Here is a 14,794-nt window from a genome sequence, read left to right as displayed (position 1 = left end):
CTTACCGGGTTGTTGAGCGTTAAGCTGTTCAGAAATGTTCGAAAAAACAGCAAAAAGCACAATTTTGTTCATCTTTATGCCGTGAAAGCCAAGAGTGCACTTGCACTTGGCGTAATCGACAAATACTCTTAGTGAGTAAATGTTTGCCGTGGTGGCAAGGTGTTAGAACAACAGAGAATATAATGATGCAGGATTTGCGTCTGATATTAATCATTGTTGGCGCGATCGCCATAATCGCTTTACTGGTACATGGTTTTTGGACTAGCCGTAAAGAGCGGTCTTCTATATTCCGCGATCGCCCACTGAAACGCATGAAGTCTAAACGTGAAGACGAGGATTCGTTCGACGACAACGTCGAGGAAGACGAAGGCGTGGGCGAAGTTCGCGTTCATCGTGTGAATCATGCTCCCGGTAACGCGCAGGAACATGGTGTTCCTCCTCAGTCGCCGCAACACCAGTACCAGCCGCCTTATGCGTCTGCTCAGCCGCGTCAACCCGCGCCGCAGCCTGCACAAGCGCCGGTACCGCCGCCGCATGCTCAGCAGCAGCCGCAGCCTGTACAACCGCAGCAGCCGGTGCAGCATCAGCCTGTTCAGCAACAACCTGTGCAGCAGCCGATGCAGCATCAGCCCGTTGCTCCGCAGGTTCAGCAGCCCGTGCAGCAAGCACCGCAACCTGCGCCGCAGGCTTTCCAGCCCGCAGAGCCTGCCGTTGAACATCAACCGCAGCCTGAGCCGGTAGTTGAAGAAGCGCCTGTTGCTGAAAAACCGCAGCGTAAAGAAGCGGTCATTATTATGAACGTTGCGGCGCATCACGGTAGTGAGCTCAACGGTGAAGTGCTGCTCAACAGCATTCAGCAAGCCGGTTTTAAATTTGGCGATATGAATATTTTCCATCGTCATTTGAGCCCGGATGGCAGCGGTCCTTCGCTGTTCAGCCTTGCCAATATGGTTAACCCAGGAACGTTTGACCCCGAAATGACGGGTGATTTCAGCACCCCTGGCGTGACTATTTTTATGCAGGTTCCGTCCTACGGTGACGAGCTGCAAAACTTTAAGCTGATGCTGCAGTCCGCACAGCACATTGCCGATGAAGTGGGTGGTGTGGTGCTCGACGATCAACGTCGCATGATGACGCCGCAGAAACTGCGCGAGTATCAGGACCGCATCCGCGAAGTTAAAGAATCTCGCGCCTGATTTTCCTCTGGCGTGACATCTCCTTGCTAAACCCCCGCCTGTCGGGGGTTTTTTATCATTGATGGTGCGATATGGAATTAATCGAACAACAACTGACAGAACTGCGAACCACGCTTCGCCATCATGAGTATCTCTACCATGTGATGGATGCGCCGGAAATTCCCGATGCGGAATACGATCGCCTGATGCGTGAACTGCGCGAGCTGGAAGCGCAGCATCCGGAACTTATCACCCCCGACTCGCCAACCCAGCGTGTTGGCGCCGCCCCGTTAGCAGCGTTCAGCCAGATTCGCCATGAAGTGCCAATGCTGTCGCTGGATAACGTGTTTGATGAAGAGAGTTTTCTCGCCTTCAACAAGCGCGTGCAGGACAGACTGAAGAGTACGGACAAACTAACCTGGTGCTGCGAACTGAAGCTGGACGGGCTGGCGGTCAGTATCCTGTATGAAAACGGTGTGCTGGTCAGTGCCGCAACGCGTGGTGATGGTACTACGGGTGAGGATATTACCTCGAACGTGCGTACCATCCGTGCGATCCCGTTAAAATTGCGTGGCGATAACATTCCGACGCGTCTGGAAGTGCGCGGTGAAGTGTTCCTGCCGCAGGCCGGATTTGAAAAAATTAACGAAGAGGCCCGCCGCACTGGCAACAAAGTGTTTGCTAACCCGCGTAACGCAGCGGCCGGGTCATTGCGCCAGCTCGATCCGCGTATCACAGCGAAGCGACCGCTTACTTTCTTCTGCTATGGCGTTGGTGTGCTGGAAGGTGGTGTGCTGCCTGATACCCACCTGGGCCGTCTGCTGCAATTTAAAGAGTGGGGATTGCCGGTGAGCGACAGAGTTACGCTTTGCGACTCTCCGGAGGAAGTACTTGCTTACTATCACAAGGTTGAAGAAGACCGACCGACGCTGGGATTCGATATCGACGGTGTGGTGATCAAAGTCAACTCTATGGTGTTGCAGGAACAACTGGGTTTTGTTGCCCGCGCGCCGCGCTGGGCTGTGGCCTTTAAGTTCCCGGCGCAAGAGCAGATGACCTTCGTACGTGATGTTGAGTTTCAGGTTGGACGCACCGGGGCGATTACGCCTGTCGCCCGCCTTGAGCCAGTTCAGGTTGCCGGGGTGTTGGTCAGTAACGCCACCTTGCACAATGCGGATGAAATTGAGCGTCTTGGTTTGCGTATTGGCGATAAAGTCGTCATTCGCCGTGCGGGCGATGTCATCCCGCAGGTAGTGAATGTCGTGCTTTCCGAGCGCCCGGACGATACGCGTGAAATTGAGTTTCCCACCCACTGTCCGGTATGCAACTCAGACGTTGAGCGTGTGGAAGGCGAAGCGGTTACTCGCTGTACCGGTGGTTTAATCTGCGGAGCGCAGCGTAAGGAATCGCTGAAACACTTCGTTTCCCGCCGCGCGCTGGACGTTGACGGCATGGGCGACAAAATTATCGATCAACTGGTCGAGAAGGAGTATGTCCACACACCAGCGGATCTCTTCACACTGACCGCAGGTAAGCTGACCGGTCTTGATCGTATGGGGCCGAAATCGGCACAAAATGTGGTGAATGCGCTGGAAAAAGCGAAAGAAACAACGTTTGCCCGTTTCCTCTACGCGCTGGGTATTCGCGAAGTCGGTGAAGCCACGGCGGCTGGTCTGGCGGCGCATTTTGGCACCCTTGAGGCGCTGGAAGCGGCTTCCATTGAAGAGCTGCAAAAAGTGCCGGATGTCGGCATTGTGGTAGCGACCCACGTGTTTAATTTCTTTGCTGAAGAGAGTAACCGCGAGGTGATCGTCCAACTGCTGGCGCAGGGGATTCACTGGCCAGCGCCGGTGGTCATCAACGCTGAAGAAATCGACAGCCCCTTCGCGGGGAAAACGGTGGTGCTGACCGGGAGCCTGAGCCTGATGTCACGCGATGACGCCAAAGCGCGACTGACTGAGTTGGGTGCAAAAGTGGCCGGCAGCGTATCGAAGAAAACCGACCTGGTTATTGCCGGTGAAGCGGCGGGTTCGAAGCTGGCAAAAGCGCAGGAACTGGGTATTGCCGTGATCGATGAAGCTGAAATGATCCGCTTACTGGGTGCCTGAGATGGAAAAAGAGCAGCTGGTTGAAATCGCCAATACCGTGATGCCCTTTGGCAAATATAAAGGGCGTCGGCTGATTGATGTACCGGAAGAGTATCTGCTGTGGTTTGCCCGTAAAGATGAATTCCCGCCGGGCAAGCTCGGCGAGCTGATGCAAATCACGCTGCTGATTAAAACTGAAGGGCTGACGCAACTGGTGCAGCCCCTGAAACGCCCGCTCTAAGCCTTTGCGGCGCGGCTTTTCTGCTGCGCCTGCAATGCGTCCGTTTGTTGCTTGTAGCGCCGTGCCAGCACGGCACACACCATCAGCTGAATTTGATGGAAGATCATCAACGGCAGCACCATCATTCCTATCACTGACGTCGGGAACAGAATATTTGCCATTGGGATCCCATTCGCCAGGCTCTTTTTCGATCCACAAAAGACAATGGTGATCTCATCGGCTTTGTTGAAGCCGCATTTCCGCGCAACAAAGACGTTGATGCCAATCACGATTGCCAGCAATACGATGCTGACCACCACGATAAACAGCAGTGAGCCAATCCCCACTTTGTGCCAGATCCCGTTAACCACGGCTTCACTGAAGGCGGAGTACACCACCAGCAAGATGGAGGATTGGTCCGTTTTGGCGATCCATTTTTTATGTCGGGACACCCAGTTACCAATCCACGGACGTGAAAGATGTCCCAGTACGAACGGCAGCAGCAGCTGCAGCATGATTTTCCCCACCTGCTCCAGACTGCCTTCTGCGCCATGCATATTCATTACCAGGCCAACCAGTAACGGCGAGAGAAAAATACCCAGCAGGCTGGAGGCCGAAGCGGAACACACGGCGGCAGCAACGTTACCCCCCGCCAGCGACGTAAAAGCGATTGCCGACTGCACCGTGGCCGGCAAAATACACAGGTACAGGAAACCGGTGTACAGCATCGGGTCAACATTTACCGGTGCCCACCAGGCGAACAGAACGCCCAGCACCGGGAAAACAACAAACGTGCTGCACATCACCCACAGATGTAAACGCCAGTGACTACCGCCGGCAATAATGGCTTCACGCGAAAGCTTCGCCCCGTGCATAAAAAACAGTAGGGCAATGGCAGCGGTGGTTAAGCCTTCAAAGAAAGGTACAAAGCCACCCTCGGCCGGGAAAAAGGACGCCAGTAAAACGACCGTAATCAACGTTATCGTGAACGGATCAAGGATACGAAAAAGTTTCATAAAAGCTCCTGAAATTCGGTAGGAACATTTTGCGTTTTTCTGTTTGAGAAATAAAATTGATTTATTGCATCCATATATGAATCGAATAGATGAATTACTCTCTGCGTCAGCTCCGTATTTTTGTTACCGTCGCTCAGGCCAAAAGCTTTAGCCGGGCGGGGGATATCATTGGCTTAAGCCAGTCTGCGGTCAGCCACAGCGTTAAAGAGCTGGAAGGGCAGACGGGTGTGCGGTTGTTAGATAGAACAACGCGGGAAGTGGTGCTGACAGAAGCAGGGCACCAGTTGGCGGCGCGGCTGGAACGTATTCTGGATGAACTGCACAGCACGCTGCGCGAAGCAGGCCAGGTGGGAACGCAGTTAACCGGAACGGTGCGCGTTGCCGCCAGCCAGACAATATCTGCTCACCTTATTCCACAGTGTATTGCCCAGAGTAATCAGCTTTATCCAGCAATCGATTTTGTGCTGCACGATCGTCCGCAACAGTGGGTGCTGGAGAGTATTCGTCAGGGCGAGGTGGATTTTGGCATTGTGATAGATCCAGGTGCTGTGACCGATCTACAGTGTGAAGCGGTGTTATCCGAACCGTTCCTGCTGTTGTGTCGAGAGGATCATCCGCTAGCCCAACGCGAATGGGTAAATTGGCAGGATTTATATCATGAGCGCCTGGTATTACAGGATTACGCTTCCGGCAGTCGACCGTTGATCGATGCGGCACTGGCTCACTTTTCCATTGAGGCCAATATCGTTCAGGAGATAGGTCACCCTGCCACGCTTTTCCCGATGGTTGAGGCGGGGATTGGTATCAGCGTGCTGCCTGCGCTGGCGCTTCCTCTGCCACAGGGCAGCCATTTGCAGGTTAAACGCCTGACGCCGGTTGTGGAACGACAATTGATGCTGGCACGACGTAAAAATCGTTCTTTATCGACTGCGGCCCAGGCGCTGTGGGACGTAGTACGGATGCAGGCCAGTGAATTAACCGCCGGTCGGGCACGGGATCCTTTGTACCAGCTTTAACGATATGGCTGGTGTTTGTCATGTCGTTAAGTTTGGCTTTCAGTATCGATGAACTGATCGTTAACTTTTATATTTTTACCCGGCACCGGACTACCTCTTTATATTTATAAATTCTCCTGCGATATTCTTAGGCAATTGCTTAGCTTGCGGATTTGTAAGGCTATTTTAAATTATTACTTTTTTTCTTGACCTTCCACTTGCTGGAAGGTTGATACTCTTTATACGCAAGTACGGATAGCAGTATCTAATATAATGATGTATAGCGATTGATTAATGAAATGACTAAGCAATTTATACAGTAACTCGTTATAGGTAGAATTAACACGATCCCGATGGAGTAATATTAGTGACATGTTAAATAATCCTACAATAGCTGGTTGCTGAAACTAATCCGGTAAATATATTTAACTAATGGGGTATTGGCGGCGATGATAAGAAAAAATAAAATTTTAATTGCAATGCAAATTAGTATGCTGGCATGGTCTGGTTATACGTTTGCAGCAGACAGAGTGTATGTAGCAAATGAAGGTGCAGATTCAGTTAATGTACTTGATGCTGCGTCTTTAAAGACTGTAGATAAAGTACATGTTGGCAAAATGCCGCATAACGTTCAGGTGTCACCAGACAATAAAACAGTTTGGGTAACCAACCTTGGTGCTAACGGGACACATTCATCAGGCTCTGAACATATGGATATGAGTAAAGATGCCCATTCTGAGAAAATGGATATGGGCAAAGATTCTCATGCAGGCAAAAAGGAACATGGCGAAGTTTGGGTTATTAATGCCGAAAATGATACGGTTATTGCAAAACTTCCGGTTGGCGCACACCCTGCGCATGTTGTCGTCACCCCTGATGGGAAAATGGCGTATATCTCAAATAGTGCAGATAACACTATCAGCGTGATTGATGCAGAACATTTGAAAAATTTAACGACAATTAATGTAGGTAAATTCCCTCATGGCCTCAGAGTGAGTCCTGACGGTAAAGAAGTTTATATCGCGAATATGAAAGGGGGCACGGTATCCGTTGTCGATACAGCCAGTAATAAAGAAGTCGCGCAGATCCCATTAGGTAAAATGCCAGCCCAGGTAGGTTTCTCACCGGACGGAAAACGGGTGTTTGTTTCCCTGTCTGGTGAAGATGCTGTAGCGGTGATTGATACAGCAACGCGTAAAGTTGTGAAGAAAATTAATGTTGGTACCGTACCAATCCAGCTGTTTGGCACTCCGGATGGTAAAAGCATGCTGGTAACCAATCAGGGCTCGAAGAGCAAGCCGGGTAACACAATAAACATGATTGATATCGCAAGCCTTACGGTAGCGAAAACCATCACCACTGGCGATGGGGCCCATGGCGTGGTTGTCGATAAAAATGGCAAGTATGCTTACGTAACTAACTCATTTGCAAACTCTGTTTCGATGATTGACATTAATGAGCGTAAGGTAGTGAACACGCTCCCGGTAGACAACAACCCAAATGGTATTAGCTGGGGCTCTGTTGACGTGACGCCTAAATAATTGTGCTAGCATTTATCAATACCCGTCATTCGCTGGCGGGTATTTTCATAAATATTCTATAAATAAAGGAACGACAGATGAGAAAGCCGGAGCGGACAAAAACGCTGCCTAGTAAGTTCAATTTTGATGATACTATAAACAGACTCGTCAGCGTATTGAATGCTAAAAATATTCGTATTTTTGTGCAGGTTGATCAACAGCAAGCGGCAACGGATGTAGGTCTTGCTCTGCGACCGACGATGTTATTTCTGTTTGGTAACCCAAAGGGGGGTACTCCTGCCATGCAAGCAAATCCTCATGCGGCAATAGAGTTACCCCTACGGGTGGTTATTTGGCAGGATGACAATGGTGATACCCATATAGATTATCAGGATGCAAGTACTGTTCTGGAGTTTGACTATGGTGTTGCACATAATATTGTTGCTCCAGTTAGCATCCTGACAACCCTTCTTAACGAAGTGGCCGGTAATTAATTGCAAATAACACTAAATGCCTCGTGGATATTTAGTGTTATTTTTCTGCGTTTATTATGCAAATATTTAACCCGCTATAATAAACCTATTGAATAATACATATGATGTTCATTACTCTTCAATGTTTGTCGATTCGTCTATTTTATAAATAGACGGGTTTTTGTTTGCAATATTATGTGAAGAGTATATCTTGACGCTCAAATATTAATATGTAAGTTATGAGGATAGTTATGAAAAAGACATTAGTCACATCATTGGCCGCTTCTTTGTTTTTTCTCAGTCTGTCTGCCTTTGCTGCTACAGAAATCTCGCAACAAGAAGCCAATAGTTTAAAGCATGTCAAGTCAATCACCGTAACGGAAAATACGGTGAATCAATGTATGCACAAAATTTCGAAAATGGCAGATAAAGAAGGTGCTGATTTCTTTGTTATTAAGAACTTCTCTTCTATAGGCAATGGTTCTCAGGCTGTAGTGACCAGCGAACTCTATAAGAAGTAAACAGCTGTTTCCCCCGTTTTAATTATTGATTAGCGAAAGTGCGTTGTTGTACCTGCTTTCGCTTATTAATAATCAACAAATGTTTGTCAGTCATTTGCAAGGCGGGCTTTGTCAGCCCACTCGTCTGACGAATTCCTGATGTGTTGGTACTCCTTGCCATTTCTGGCAGAAAAAAAATGTGAGTTCAGGCCGATTTAGCACATGCCATCTATACCGATTTACTATCGGTTATCGGGATAAACGGTATTGGTAATCGATTGCGTAGTCTCGCTATAACAATGCGGTACGCTACGTTATTTCGATTACTCAGTATTAAGGACATCTCATGAGCCACTCTCTTTTCTCGCAAAATCCCTGGTATAGCGCTGATATCATTCGTGGTTACAAACCGGATTTTACGCCGCGCGTAGCCTTTATCCTCGGCTCAGGCCTGGGGGCGTTGGCGGATCAAATTGAGGATGCGGTTGCCATCTCTTACGAGAAACTACCAGGGTTCCCGGTGAGTACCGTACACGGTCATGCTGGTGAACTGGTGTTGGGAAATCTGGCGGGAATTCCGGTGGCCTGTATGAAAGGACGTGGACATTTCTATGAAGGTCGCGGTATGACGGTGATGACGGATGCCATTCGTACGCTGAAGCTGCTGGGCTGTGAGCTGCTGTTTTGCACCAATGCTGCAGGCTCTTTGCGTCCCGAAGTTGGACCGGGTAGCCTCGTTGCGCTTAGCGATCACATCAATACGATGCCGGGTACGCCGATGGTAGGGCCAAACGATGAGCGTTTTGGCGAGCGATTCTTTTCACTGGCGAATGCCTATGATGCTGACTACCGTGCGATCCTGCAAACTGTTGCCGCTGAGGAAGGATTCCCGCTGAGTGAAGGGGTTTTTGTCTCTTATCCGGGGCCGAACTTTGAAACCGCGGCAGAAATCCGCATGATGCAAATTATCGGTGGCGACGTGGTGGGGATGTCGGTGGTGCCTGAAGTTATCTCTGCGCGCCACTGCGGTTTGAAAGTGGTTGCGGTGGCGGCCATCACCAACCTGGCGGAAGGTCTGGGTGATGTTAAATTATCTCACGCGCAGACGCTGGCTGCAGCGGAACTCTCCCGGCAGAATTTCATCAATTTGATCTGCGGATTCTTGCGCAAACTGGCCTGAATAACTAAAAAATGACCCCGCTTGCGGGGTCTTACTTTATGGCAAGGAACGGAAAAATGGGTATCGCATCTCGCTTAAAGCTCATGTCGTTTTTGCAATATTTCATCTGGGGAAGCTGGTTGGTAACCCTGGGTTCCTACATGATTAATACCCTGGATTTTACCGGTGCGAACGTCGGTATGATTTACAGTTCGAAAGGGCTGGCGGCGATTATCATGCCGGGCATTATGGGCATCATTGCCGATAAATGGCTACGCGCCGAGCGCGCCTATATGCTTTGTCATCTGGTGTGTGCGGGCGTGTTGCTATATGCCACAACCGTTACCGATCCGCAGACCATGTTTTGGGTGATGCTGGTTAACGCAATGGCGTATATGCCGACGATTGCGTTATCGAATAGCGTCTCATACTCGTGCCTGGCGCAATCAGGTCAGGATCCGGTCACCGCGTTCCCGCCAATTCGTGTGTTTGGCACCATAGGTTTTATTGTGGCGATGTGGACAGTCAGTTTGATGGGACTGGAACTGAGCAGCGCGCAGTTGTATATCGCTTCAGGCGCATCGCTGCTGCTGGCTCTGTATGCACTTACGTTGCCGAAAATCCCGGTTGCTGAGAAGAAAGCAAACACCACGCTTGCCAGCAAGCTCGGTCTGGACGCCTTTGTTCTGTTTAAAAAACCGCAGATGGCAATCTTCTTTTTGTTTGCGATGATGCTGGGGGCGGTGTTGCAAATCACCAACGTCTTTGGCAATCCGTTCCTGCATGATTTTGCCCGTAACCCGGAATTTGCCGACAGCTTTGTGGTGAAGTACCCCTCCATATTGCTTTCCGTTTCACAGATGGCGGAGGTGGGCTTTATTCTCACTATTCCGTACTTCCTTAAACGCTTTGGCATTAAAACGGTGATGCTGATGAGCATGCTGGCATGGACGCTGCGCTTTGGCTTCTTTGCCTTTGGTGATCCGTCGCCGTTTGGTTTTGTGCTGCTGCTGATGTCGATGATCGTCTACGGCTGTGCGTTTGATTTCTTCAATATCTCGGGATCGGTATTTGTCGAGCAGGAGGTTAGCTCTAACATTCGCGCCAGCGCGCAGGGGCTGTTTATGACGATGGTAAACGGCGTTGGCGCGTGGGTGGGATCAATTCTGAGTGGTATGGCGGTGGACTATTTTTCTGTCGATGGCGTCAAGGATTGGCAAACTATCTGGCTGGTGTTTGCCGCGTATGCGCTGGCTCTGGCGGTTATCTTTGCATTGTTCTTTAAATACAGGCATGAGCCTGAACGACTGGCACAGAAATCACCGGCACATTAATACTCCATTGGCGGCGGGTTCTGATACCCGCCGTTTCATTTTCTGCGAGGCAATGTGGTAACTTTGCGTATTATCCTTATTTCAGGAGCGCATTATCCATGGAACGCACGCACCGCATCGATCTGAAGTTACTGCGTTATTTTCTTGCTGTCGCAGAAGAACTGCATTTTGGACGTGCTGCTGCTCGCCTGAATATGTCGCAACCGCCGCTCAGTACCCATATTAAAGAGCTGGAGCAACAGCTCGGCACTTTGCTATTTATCCGTCATTCCCGCAGCGTGGCGTTAACTCACGCGGGAAAGATATTGATGGAAGAGTCGCGCCGACTGTTATCCAGTGCTAATCAGGCGCTGGCGAGAGTGGAGCAAATTGGTCGTGGTGAGGCAGGGCGAATTGAGCTTGGCGTTATCGGTACAGCGATGTGGGGAAAAATGCGTCCGGTGATGCGGCGTTTTATGAAGGATAATCCCAATGTTGAGGTGCTGTTTCGCGAGAACATGCCCGCGATGCAGATGACGATGCTGGAACGGCGTGAACTGGATGCGGGAATTTGGCGGATGGCTACGGAGCTTTCTCCCGGGTTTACCAGTTTGCGTTTGCATGAGTCCTCTTTTCTGGTTGCCATGCCGGAAGAACATCCTCTTACTGCCTGTGAGTCCATACCGCTGGAGGCGTTGAGAAATGAATATTTTGTCACAATGCCTTCCATTCATACTGACTGGGCATTTTTGCAGCGAGTTTGCCTGAGTGCTGGATTTTCCCCGATGATTATTCGTGAGGTGAGGGAGCCGCAAACGGTGCTGGCGATGATCAGCATGGGGATTGGTATTACGTTAATTGCTGACAGCTATGCGCAGATGAGTTGGCCTGGCGTGGTATTTCGACCGTTAGAGGAACGTATTCCGGCGGATTTGTATATTGTGTATGACCAACTGCAGGCGACACCCGCGCTGGAGAAACTGGTAGCGGCATTGACGATGTGATGTCTGCGCCGGATGGCGACTGACGTCTTATCCGGCCTGCGCGTGTAGTGTTGTCTGTGCCGGATGGCGACTGACGTCTTATCCGGCCTGCGCGTGTTGTGTTGTCTGCGTCGGATGGCGACTGACGTCTTATCCGGCCTGCGCGTGTAGTGTTGTCTGTGCCGGATGGCGACTGACGTCTTATCCGGCCTACGCGTGTTGTGTTGTCTGCGCCGGATGGCGACTGACGTCTTATCCGGCCTACGTGTGTAGTGTTGTCTGTGCCGGATGGTGGCTGACGTCTTATCCGGCCTACGTGTGCGGTATTGTCTGTAGGCCTGATAAGCGTAGCGCATCAGGCGATGCAGGTTCGAATCTTATAAATCGCAGATAGCAAAAAGGCGCCTTTAGGGCGCCTTTTTACATTGGTGGGTCGTGCAGGATTCGAACCTGCGACCAATTGATTAAAAGTCAACTGCTCTACCAACTGAGCTAACGACCCGAAGTGGTGGGTGATGACGGGATCGAACCGCCGACCCCCTCCTTGTAAGGGAGGTGCTCTCCCAGCTGAGCTAATCACCCACTTCGGTACTTCAATTTTATTGTAAGAAATCCAGCTGGCGAGAAAGTGGTGGGTGATGACGGGATCGAACCGCCGACCCCCTCCTTGTAAGGGAGGTGCTCTCCCAGCTGAGCTAATCACCCACTTCTCAATTTCTTACTCTACACGGCGGAGACTACATAAAGTAGTTGGTGGGTGATGACGGGTTCGAACCGCCGACCCCCTCCTTGTAAGGGAGGTGCTCTCCCAGCTGAGCTAATCACCCCCGCTGTGTGGAGTCGCATTATAGGGAGAGTTGAAAATGAGTCAACGCATTTTCTAAATAATTTGTTCGTTCGTCGTAAATTTAAACAAAACGATCGCAAATCAATCCATGCAGCATGATTTGTATACGAAAATGGCAAAGCGTGATGTTCCAACCTGAACAACATTGAGGAATCAGACCACAGTGATAGAATACGAGCCTGATAATCTTCCCAGGATTTGCCGGTTGTCGGCATCTTTATAAACGTAAGGCCATTTCATGAAAATCAAAACTCGCTTCGCGCCAAGCCCGACAGGTTACCTGCATGTCGGTGGTGCGCGTACTGCTCTATATTCCTGGCTTTTTGCACGTAACCATGACGGTGAGTTTGTGCTGCGTATTGAAGACACCGATCTTGAACGCTCCACTCCGGAAGCTATTGAAGCCATTATGGATGGCATGAACTGGCTGAATCTGGAATGGGATGAAGGCCCGTACTTCCAGACCAAACGTTTTGATCGCTACAACGCCGTGATTGATGAGATGCTGGAAGCCGGTACCGCGTATAAATGCTACTGCTCCAAAGAGCGTCTGGACGCACTGCGCGAAGAGCAGATGGCAAACGGTGAGAAGCCACGTTACGACGGTCGCTGCCGCCACGGCCATGAACATCATGCTGCTGATGAACCCTGCGTGGTGCGTTTTGCCAACCCGCAGGATGGATCCGTTATTTTTGACGACCAGATCCGTGGGCCGATCGAATTCAGCAACCAGGAGCTGGACGATCTGATCATCCGCCGTACTGACGGTTCCCCGACCTACAACTTCTGTGTTGTTGTCGACGACTGGGATATGGAAATCACTCACGTTATTCGTGGTGAAGACCATATCAACAACACTCCGCGTCAGATTAACATCCTGAAAGCGCTGAATGCGCCGGTGCCGGTTTATGCACACGTGTCGATGATCAACGGCGACGACGGTAAAAAACTCTCTAAACGTCACGGTGCGGTCAGCGTTATGCAGTATCGCGACGACGGTTACCTGCCGGAAGCGCTGCTGAACTATCTGGTGCGTCTGGGCTGGTCCAGCGGCGATCAGGAAATCTTCACCCGTGAAGAGATGATCAAACTGTTCTCCCTTGGTGCGGTGAGCAAGTCTGCCAGTGCGTTCAACACCGAAAAACTGCAGTGGCTGAACCATCACTACATTAATTCGCTGGCACCTGAATATGTGGCAACGCATCTGCAATGGCACATTGAGCAGGAAAATATCGATACTCGCGTCGGCCCGCAGCTTTCTGAGCTGGTTAAACTGCTGGGTGAGCGCTGCAAAACGCTGAAAGAGATGGCGCAGAGCTGCCGCTACTTCTACGAAGACTTTGCTGAGTTCGACGCGGATGCAGCTAAGAAACACCTGCGTCCGGTAGCGCGTCAGCCGCTGGAAGTGGTTCGCGATAAACTGGCTGCTATCAGCGAGTGGACGGCAGAAAACGTGCACCACGCGATTCAGGCAACCGCTGATGAGCTGGAAGTGGGTATGGGTAAAGTTGGGATGCCGCTGCGCGTAGCCGTAACCGGCGCGGGTCAGTCTCCGGCGTTAGACGTAACGGTGCATGCGATTGGTAAATCCCGCAGCATTGAGCGTATTAATAAAGCGCTGGCGTTTATTGCTGAGCGTGAAAGCCAGCAGTAAGAGTGGTTGAGCGATGAAACAACGGCAGGAGCGCATCCTGCCGTTTTTTTTGCCTGTTATTCAGACTCATCAATACCCAGACGGGTAAGGAAAGTGCGAATACCTTCGCGCGAAATATACATTGCCAGCTTTTCTTGTTCCGTTGGGGACATGTTGTCCAGTGCGCTAATTATCTGGCGACAGGCGTGGCTACGCACCACGTGGGTGTATTCTGCCAGCGGTTCCTCAGCCTGATAAATTTCAGGGACTTTGCGAAAAGCCGGAATATTGAGCAGAAACGTACGGACACTGGAGTCGATATGGATCAGTCTTGCACGACCCCCTTTAACGCCGGGAAACTTTTCAGTGGTCCAGTTTTGTTCTCTGATCCAACGATTGACGGTTTGTTTGGCAACCCCGAGACATTCCGCCAGTTCTTCGGTCGTCATTTTGCTGCGTAATTTTTTCATATTATTTGTTGTCGCGGATCCCTAAGCGTTGTAACAAACCCGTAATGCCTTCACGCAGGATCAGTGACGTAAACATTTTTTGTTCTGACGGAGTCATCTCTTTGGCGAGCCTAATCAGTAGAGCTTCGATAGAGGTATCGCCGGATAACGATAAATTATCTGATAAACCTTCGGCTGAACGCTCAGCACTGCGAATGTATTCACGAACTTGTTCGGTGACGTGAACCAGACGCGCTTTACCGCCCTGTACGCCTGGTTTTGGTGATGTAGCCCAACCCTCCTTGCGCACCCATTTATTGATGGTCTGTCGGCTGTATCCGGTCAGATTAGCAAGTTCTTCTGGCGTCATCCGTTCCTTGAACATAACGATTCCCTGAATAGTCGTGGGGTTAATTAGTGGCTC

14 protein-coding genes and 4 tRNA genes are annotated in these 14,794 nt (G+C 50.5%); 11 read left to right on the top strand and 7 right to left on the bottom strand.

What is annotated here, in order from left to right; genetic code table 11:
- Positions 1-182: 182 nt before the first annotated feature.
- The 3 genes from zipA (at position 183) to OGY13_RS19635 (ending at position 3,503) form a co-directional block, all read left to right on the top strand.
- Positions 183-1,196: a cell division protein ZipA gene (gene zipA / locus OGY13_RS19645; protein ID WP_048215814.1), complete on the top strand. Its 1,014-nt coding sequence runs from the start codon at positions 183-185 to the stop codon at positions 1,194-1,196.
- 71 nt (positions 1,197-1,267) lie between these two features.
- The gene (gene ligA, locus OGY13_RS19640) at positions 1,268-3,283 is read left to right on the top strand and encodes an NAD-dependent DNA ligase LigA (protein WP_213752102.1); all 2,016 of its coding nucleotides are present in this window, start codon (positions 1,268-1,270) and stop codon (positions 3,281-3,283) included.
- 1 nt (position 3,284) lies between these two features.
- Complete coding sequence (locus tag OGY13_RS19635) at positions 3,285-3,503, top strand: DUF3820 family protein (RefSeq protein ID WP_003038102.1); 219 nt, start codon at positions 3,285-3,287, stop codon at positions 3,501-3,503.
- Here the strand turns inward: OGY13_RS19635 and OGY13_RS19630 are convergent.
- Positions 3,500-4,498 carry a bile acid:sodium symporter family protein gene (locus OGY13_RS19630; protein ID WP_003038103.1) on the bottom strand — a complete coding sequence of 333 codons (999 nt, stop codon included), beginning with the start codon at positions 4,496-4,498 and terminating at the stop codon, positions 3,500-3,502. The two genes, OGY13_RS19635 and OGY13_RS19630, sit on opposite strands and share 4 nt — an antisense overlap.
- Before the next feature lie 89 nt (positions 4,499-4,587).
- Between OGY13_RS19630 and OGY13_RS19625 the strand changes: the two genes are divergently transcribed.
- The 7 genes from OGY13_RS19625 (at position 4,588) to OGY13_RS19595 (ending at position 11,462) form a co-directional block, all read left to right on the top strand.
- Positions 4,588-5,514: a LysR family transcriptional regulator gene (locus OGY13_RS19625; protein WP_003834913.1), complete on the top strand. Its 927-nt coding sequence runs from the start codon at positions 4,588-4,590 to the stop codon at positions 5,512-5,514.
- Positions 5,515-5,942: 428 nt separating this feature from the next.
- Positions 5,943-7,034: a YVTN family beta-propeller repeat protein gene (locus OGY13_RS19620; RefSeq protein WP_213752101.1), complete on the top strand. Its 1,092-nt coding sequence runs from the start codon at positions 5,943-5,945 to the stop codon at positions 7,032-7,034.
- Between the two features lie 77 nt (positions 7,035-7,111).
- Positions 7,112-7,507: a DUF302 domain-containing protein gene (locus OGY13_RS19615; protein ID WP_213752100.1), complete on the top strand. Its 396-nt coding sequence runs from the start codon at positions 7,112-7,114 to the stop codon at positions 7,505-7,507.
- Between the two features lie 230 nt (positions 7,508-7,737).
- A complete protein-coding gene (locus tag OGY13_RS19610) occupies positions 7,738-8,007 on the top strand; it encodes a YdgH/BhsA/McbA-like domain containing protein (RefSeq protein ID WP_213752099.1) in 270 nt (89 codons plus the stop codon).
- A gap of 325 nt (positions 8,008-8,332) precedes the next feature.
- Entirely contained in the window at positions 8,333-9,166 is an 834-nt protein-coding gene (xapA, locus tag OGY13_RS19605) for a xanthosine phosphorylase (protein ID WP_008785395.1), read from the top strand.
- A 56-nt stretch (positions 9,167-9,222) separates the two neighbouring features.
- A complete protein-coding gene (locus OGY13_RS19600; protein ID WP_048215824.1) occupies positions 9,223-10,479 on the top strand; it encodes a nucleoside permease in 1,257 nt (418 codons plus the stop codon).
- Positions 10,480-10,577: 98 nt separating this feature from the next.
- The gene (locus OGY13_RS19595) at positions 10,578-11,462 is read left to right on the top strand and encodes a LysR family transcriptional regulator (RefSeq protein ID WP_032944129.1); all 885 of its coding nucleotides are present in this window, start codon (positions 10,578-10,580) and stop codon (positions 11,460-11,462) included.
- Between the two features lie 405 nt (positions 11,463-11,867).
- Here the strand turns inward: OGY13_RS19595 and OGY13_RS19590 are convergent.
- From OGY13_RS19590 to OGY13_RS19575, 4 genes are all read right to left on the bottom strand, one after another.
- A tRNA-Lys gene (locus OGY13_RS19590) sits at positions 11,868-11,943 on the bottom strand.
- A 4-nt stretch (positions 11,944-11,947) separates the two neighbouring features.
- A tRNA-Val gene (locus OGY13_RS19585) sits at positions 11,948-12,023 on the bottom strand.
- 47 nt (positions 12,024-12,070) lie between these two features.
- Positions 12,071-12,146: transfer RNA gene (locus OGY13_RS19580), tRNA-Val, on the bottom strand.
- Positions 12,147-12,192: 46 nt separating this feature from the next.
- Positions 12,193-12,268, bottom strand: a tRNA-Val gene (locus OGY13_RS19575).
- Between the two features lie 258 nt (positions 12,269-12,526).
- Here OGY13_RS19575 and gltX point away from each other — a divergent pair.
- The gene (gene gltX / locus OGY13_RS19570; RefSeq protein WP_008785393.1) at positions 12,527-13,942 is read left to right on the top strand and encodes a glutamate--tRNA ligase; all 1,416 of its coding nucleotides are present in this window, start codon (positions 12,527-12,529) and stop codon (positions 13,940-13,942) included.
- 56 nt (positions 13,943-13,998) lie between these two features.
- Here the strand turns inward: gltX and OGY13_RS19565 are convergent, their stop codons facing one another.
- Both OGY13_RS19565 and OGY13_RS19560 read right to left on the bottom strand, forming a co-directional pair.
- Positions 13,999-14,391: a MerR family transcriptional regulator gene (locus OGY13_RS19565; protein ID WP_003834896.1), complete on the bottom strand. Its 393-nt coding sequence runs from the start codon at positions 14,389-14,391 to the stop codon at positions 13,999-14,001.
- 1 nt (position 14,392) lies between these two features.
- Complete coding sequence (locus OGY13_RS19560; RefSeq protein ID WP_003028277.1) at positions 14,393-14,755, bottom strand: YfeC-like transcriptional regulator; 363 nt, start codon at positions 14,753-14,755, stop codon at positions 14,393-14,395.
- Positions 14,756-14,794 lie beyond the last annotated feature (39 nt).

This window comes from Citrobacter sp. Cpo045 (assembly GCF_030332875.1).
GTDB lineage: Bacteria > Pseudomonadota > Gammaproteobacteria > Enterobacterales > Enterobacteriaceae > Citrobacter > Citrobacter portucalensis.
This window is presented reverse-complemented; position numbering and strand designations above follow the sequence as displayed.

What these genes read in the sequence shown, in the direction of transcription:
- OGY13_RS19635 (WP_003038102.1), top strand. Translation starts at nt 3,285, where the DNA reads ATGGAAAAAGAGCAGCTGGTTGAAATCGCCAATACCGTGATGCCCTTT.
- xapA (WP_008785395.1), top strand. Translation starts at nt 8,333, where the DNA reads ATGAGCCACTCTCTTTTCTCGCAAAATCCCTGGTATAGCGCTGATATC.
- OGY13_RS19630 (WP_003038103.1), bottom strand. Translation starts at nt 4,498, where the DNA reads ATGAAACTTTTTCGTATCCTTGATCCGTTCACGATAACGTTGATTACG.
- OGY13_RS19565 (WP_003834896.1), bottom strand. Translation starts at nt 14,391, where the DNA reads ATGAAAAAATTACGCAGCAAAATGACGACCGAAGAACTGGCGGAATGT.
- OGY13_RS19600 (WP_048215824.1), top strand. Translation starts at nt 9,223, where the DNA reads ATGGGTATCGCATCTCGCTTAAAGCTCATGTCGTTTTTGCAATATTTC.
- ligA (WP_213752102.1), top strand. Translation starts at nt 1,268, where the DNA reads ATGGAATTAATCGAACAACAACTGACAGAACTGCGAACCACGCTTCGC.
- OGY13_RS19610 (WP_213752099.1), top strand. Translation starts at nt 7,738, where the DNA reads ATGAAAAAGACATTAGTCACATCATTGGCCGCTTCTTTGTTTTTTCTC.
- OGY13_RS19560 (WP_003028277.1), bottom strand. Translation starts at nt 14,755, where the DNA reads ATGTTCAAGGAACGGATGACGCCAGAAGAACTTGCTAATCTGACCGGA.
- gltX (WP_008785393.1), top strand. Translation starts at nt 12,527, where the DNA reads ATGAAAATCAAAACTCGCTTCGCGCCAAGCCCGACAGGTTACCTGCAT.
- OGY13_RS19615 (WP_213752100.1), top strand. Translation starts at nt 7,112, where the DNA reads ATGAGAAAGCCGGAGCGGACAAAAACGCTGCCTAGTAAGTTCAATTTT.
- zipA (WP_048215814.1), top strand. Translation starts at nt 183, where the DNA reads ATGATGCAGGATTTGCGTCTGATATTAATCATTGTTGGCGCGATCGCC.
- OGY13_RS19620 (WP_213752101.1), top strand. Translation starts at nt 5,943, where the DNA reads ATGATAAGAAAAAATAAAATTTTAATTGCAATGCAAATTAGTATGCTG.
- OGY13_RS19625 (WP_003834913.1), top strand. Translation starts at nt 4,588, where the DNA reads ATGAATTACTCTCTGCGTCAGCTCCGTATTTTTGTTACCGTCGCTCAG.
- OGY13_RS19595 (WP_032944129.1), top strand. Translation starts at nt 10,578, where the DNA reads ATGGAACGCACGCACCGCATCGATCTGAAGTTACTGCGTTATTTTCTT.